The sequence below is a fragment of the Clostridium grantii DSM 8605 genome (assembly GCF_900129965.1).
In the GTDB taxonomy this organism is placed as follows: Bacteria; Bacillota; Clostridia; order Clostridiales; family Clostridiaceae; genus Clostridium_AF; species Clostridium_AF grantii.
In genome coordinates, this window is sequence record NZ_FQXM01000060.1 from 1 (window position 1) to 4,759 (window position 4,759).

A 4,759-nucleotide genomic window follows, 5' to 3' on the forward strand; every position below is an offset into this window, starting at 1 on the left:
TACAAAATCTCCATGCTTCTAGGAGTTTTGGACATGTATAAATTAACATTTGAACTGAAAACCCTATAGCAAAAAAACAATGAAATATTAAAGAATTGTCGAGAATGCGTTAGAAAAGGGATATAGTTTAGATATTATCACAGAAATATTAGGTGTATCTGCTGATGAAGTAGAAAAGGTGAAAAATAATTTGAGATGAAGGTACATGAAAATCTGTGAGATGAAAATTATAAAAAATAGAAGTAATTAAAAAACTGCCCACAATGGCAGTTTTTTAATTTTACTAGAAAAACAAAGAAAAATCACTGAAAAAAATTAAGTTTACACTACATGGTTCGACAAGAAAAAAATACAAATTATGATAATATAGAATAAGATGAAACAAAAAAATATTCACTTCGTAGTTCAATAGAGCAACAAAAATTGTTCATTCCATTTACAATTTTTGTAAAACACCTGGCCATTTACAAAAACTGGAACAGTTTTTGCCGCTTAGAAAAAAGAATTCAAAGAAAAACACTGGAAAAATTCCGTGAAGGGTTTAAGGTTCTTAACCTTATTAATTGGAAAAGTAAATATGTTGAACCTGGCATTTGTGATGGAACCCAATGGAGTATTGAAATGGACATTGATGGTAGAAAGAAAAAGATCATTGGGGATAATAAGTTTCCAAAAGAATGGTCTGATTTTTGCCAGTTGATTAGAGTTTCTAATAAATACTTGACTTAATAGAGGTTATAATAGAATATTTTTGTAGGTTGACTGCGGTCAACTGATTGAATAAATATCGAGGAGGAATAGACTATGAAATATTCAGGATCATGTCTTTGTGGTAAAGTTACTTTTAAAATTGAAGGAGATTTCGAAGATTTTTATTTATGTCATTGTAGCAGGTGTCGCAAGGATACTGGTTCGGCGCATGCAGCTAATCTGTTTTCTACCACTGCCAAGTTAAGGTGGTTGTCTGGGAAGGAGTATGCTAAAACTTTTAACTTTCGTTTAGAAGGGCACATAAAAAGCTTCTGTTCAAATTGTGGATCAGCTTTGCCGAATATACAAATGGATGGAAAATTACTGGTTGTTCCTGCAGGAAGTATTGACAGTGATATAAATATAAAACCACAAGGACATATATATTATGCAAGCAAAGCAAACTGGGATACAGAGCTTGAGAAGTTAACTAAGTTTGATGAACTACCAGATGAAAAATAAATAGATTGTTATTTTTTAGTCCTAACTTGACACAATCAGAAGGCTTAGATATTCCCTTAATTGATTTGGTAATGTTTCTAAGACCAACTCAATCACCAACCATATTTTTTCAGCAATTAGGTAGAGGGTTAAGAAAAGCTACTGGTAAAAAATATTTAAACGTATTGGACTTTATAGGAAACTATAAAAAAGCAGTATTGGTTCCTTTTTTATTAACAGGGGACACAACACTTATAAGAAATAGAAACCAAAGAAAGTCTTTCGTTTCACTACAGCCTTTCTTTGGCAGTACCTCAGGGGTACTTATTTTTACAATTATGTAAAAATATTATAACATTGAGGTTTGCTATATGGTATAGAAATAAAAAGCAATTAAAACAGAGATGTAGATATACAGGAGAGTTAATGCAGAAACTTAAAGTGCTAAAATTAGCACATGTATCTTATTAAACTGAATGCCTTATAAAGAAGAATATCGGAAAGCCGTGTGCGAGAAAATCGCATGCACGGTTTGATGAGGGGAAGGAGGCTATGAGCCTCTGACTTACTCTACTGAAATATTTAATAAATTAAAATTCCAAAATGGTAGCTTCTTTAATTTCATTAGAAAAAAAAGAAAAAGAGTTTAAATTTTTTTTTGTTTACACTACATGGTTCGACAAAAGAAAGCTAAGAATCATGATAAAATATAAAAAGAGAATAAATTTTATAATTTTTTTCATGATAAACATAGATTTTGATGGTATTTAAATTAAAAAACTTAGAAATTAGATTTAAACTTAATAATTAAGGGGGAAAATGTATGGGTTTATTAGGTAGTTTGTTAAAAGGAAGTGGTGAAATTTTGGGAGTAGTTTCAGAAGGTGTTTTAAAATTTACAGGTGAAGTTGTAGGGCAAGTTGCAGATGAATTTGGAGCTAATGATTTAGCGGATACATCAAGGAATATGGGTAAGAAATTAGGAGAAGTTTCGAATATAGCATTAAAAACCACAGGTAACATAACTGGAACAATTGTTGATAAAACCATTGATATTACTACTGAAATAGGGGGAGGGCTAGGTGGATTTGTTGCACAAAGTTATGGTGCTTCTGAAGGGGAAATACAAAATGCTAAGAATATAGGTAAAATCGTTGGCGGTGCAGCTGGAGGATTAATTGTAGGGGATGTAATAGGCGCAGGAGTTACAGGTATTACAGCAGCAGCTGGAGTTGCAAGCACAGGGGCAGCAATATCATCATTACATGGTGCAGCACAAACCAGTGCTACGTTAGCTCAAATTGGTGGGGGAACATTAGCTGCAGGTGGTGGTGGAGTAGCAGCTGGACAAGCAATCTTAAATGGAATAAATGTGATTTCAACTGGCGATGGGGTTGTTTCGGGTATTAAGAAAAACCAAAAATACTAATAAGATTAAAATTTATTAGATAAAACATAAGTATAAATTAATATTTCAAGTGCTTTGTATTTATTAATAAATATGTGTAATTAAAAAACAAAATACATCAAAAGACGGGTGAAAAAAATGGCTAAAGATTATTACTTTATATTAGGAGTAGCAGAAGATGCAACTGAAGAAGAAATTAAAAGTTCATTTAGAAAGTTGGTTAAGATATGGCATCCAGATATTTGTAAAAGAGCAGATGCAAAGGAAAGATTTTTGGAAATAGGAGAGGCATATGAAATATTAAATGATCCTATTAAAAGAAAAGAATATGATAGATATAAAGATGGATATAATAATTCATACTCATATGAAGGTAGTTCAAATACCGAAGATTTTTATAAGAATGAAAGATATGCTAGAGAAAAAGCAAAGCAATATGCAAATATTTCTGTAGAAGAATTATTACAAAGTATAATTGGAGGCATTGTAGATTTAACATATGATGCCACTAAGTATGCGCTAATGGGTAAAAGGAAAGAGTTACAATTGACATTTTGGGGGAAGTTCGGTATAGGACTTAAAGGATTAGTATTAATAATATCTTTTGCATTAGTATTCACAGGTATTGGTGCTGTGGTTTCTATACCAATAGGAGTAATTACTGTAAAATCTTTATATAAAGATAATAAATTTATAGGTATATTTAATTTGTTAAAGTACGCTGTGATGGATATAGCATTAGTTATGGGAGTGATTTCTATCATTAATTTTATGGTTTGGTCACTGACGTAAGCAATATCTATAGACATTTAAATTAAGAAGGAGATTAATATGGGAGAATTATTGATAGGTTCTATTTTTTTATGTGGAATATGGATTTTTGTTAGAATAATAATTGGATTAATTAGGCAACAAAATATAATAAGAACAGGTAGTTCGTATGAAAAAGATGCAGTTATAAAAAAAATTATAAAGAAAGAGATTAATGGGTTTGTATCTAATACAATAGAAGAAGTTAAAAATCCTAAAAGAATATTGAAATTATTCTTAGCAATTCCTTTGATGGTATTTCTGATGTTTCTGATAAGTGTGATTATACTTTCATTAGTTTACTAATAAGAATATAGAAGTATTAAGCAAGTTCGTCAGTTGCACTTCATCACTAGGAGTACCGGTGCTTATTAGCAAGCTCAATCTAAAGATTTCGCAAACACCTCAGAGGTGTAATATTTTCCAGGAACAAGCCGTTTAGCGAAAAAACAATGAAATATTAAAATTTTTGTAAAGTACCTGACTCCTTACAAAAACTGGAACAGTTTTTGTCGCTTTAATCAATGAAACTGCCAGTGATGGCAGTTTTTTTAGTTTAATCAAAAAAGTATGGAAAAAAGCTTGAAAATAATTTGTATTTTACTACAGCTTTCGACAAGATAAAAATACAAATTATGATAAAATAAAGGATAATAATGTATTTGAGTTAGGAAATGAATTGAAACTATAGACAAACAACTTCAACTATAAATTTATTAAAGTCCAAAACTCCTAGAAGAGTAGAGAGCTATAAAACTAGTTGATACATCTAGTTTTTAGTATAAGCATAAAAATTAGAGAAAAAATAAGTTTTTTTTTACATAGAATCAGAGAATTTTAAAAAAATGCAAATTAGGGGTGATACTAGTTGGAAATATTAATATTTTATTTTTTAGTGGCAGTAGGAATAATTATTTTACCAAAATACAGTAGATATAGGGGATCAAAGTACAAAATTGCTAGTGGAAATAGTTTTTTTAAAACAGTATTTGATAAAGGAAATTATGGTGAATTTTTGACTTTTTCATATCTAGAAAAGTTGGGTAAGCAGAATAAACTTATGACAAATATATATTTACCAAAGGCAGATGGTTCAACAACAGAGGTTGATTTAATAATGCTTTCAGAAACGGGTATTTATGTGTTTGAGTCAAAGAATTATAGTGGGTGGATTTTTGGTGATGAAAAAAATAAGAACTGGACTCAATCACTTCAAAACAAACAGAAAAATAAATTTTATAATCCAATATGGCAGAATAAAGGACATATTAGTGCTTTGAAAGATACATTGGGGATTAATAAGGAAGATTTTTATAAATCATATATTATATTTAGTGAGCGTTGTACACT

5 protein-coding genes and 1 pseudogene are annotated in these 4,759 nt (G+C 30.1%); all 6 read left to right on the forward strand.

What is annotated here, in order from left to right; translation table 11 throughout:
- Positions 1-804 precede the first annotated feature (804 nt).
- Entirely contained in the window at positions 805-1,212 is a 408-nt protein-coding gene (locus tag BUB83_RS20790; RefSeq protein ID WP_073341000.1) for a GFA family protein, read from the forward strand.
- A gap of 35 nt (positions 1,213-1,247) precedes the next feature.
- Positions 1,248-1,439, forward strand: a pseudogene (locus BUB83_RS20795) (P-loop NTPase family protein); the annotation flags it as partial.
- Positions 1,440-2,014: 575 nt separating this feature from the next.
- Positions 2,015-2,620 (forward strand): hypothetical protein, encoded by a 606-nt coding sequence (locus BUB83_RS20800; protein ID WP_073341001.1) that lies wholly within the window; start codon positions 2,015-2,017, stop codon positions 2,618-2,620.
- Between the two features lie 117 nt (positions 2,621-2,737).
- Positions 2,738-3,391: a DnaJ domain-containing protein gene (locus tag BUB83_RS20805; protein WP_073341002.1), complete on the forward strand. Its 654-nt coding sequence runs from the start codon at positions 2,738-2,740 to the stop codon at positions 3,389-3,391.
- Positions 3,392-3,430: 39 nt separating this feature from the next.
- Positions 3,431-3,715 carry a hypothetical protein gene (locus tag BUB83_RS20810; RefSeq protein ID WP_073341003.1) on the forward strand — a complete coding sequence of 95 codons (285 nt, stop codon included), beginning with the start codon at positions 3,431-3,433 and terminating at the stop codon, positions 3,713-3,715.
- 562 nt (positions 3,716-4,277) lie between these two features.
- On the forward strand, positions 4,278-4,759 hold a 482-nt coding region (locus tag BUB83_RS20815; protein WP_143160620.1), incomplete at its 3' end, for a nuclease-related domain-containing protein.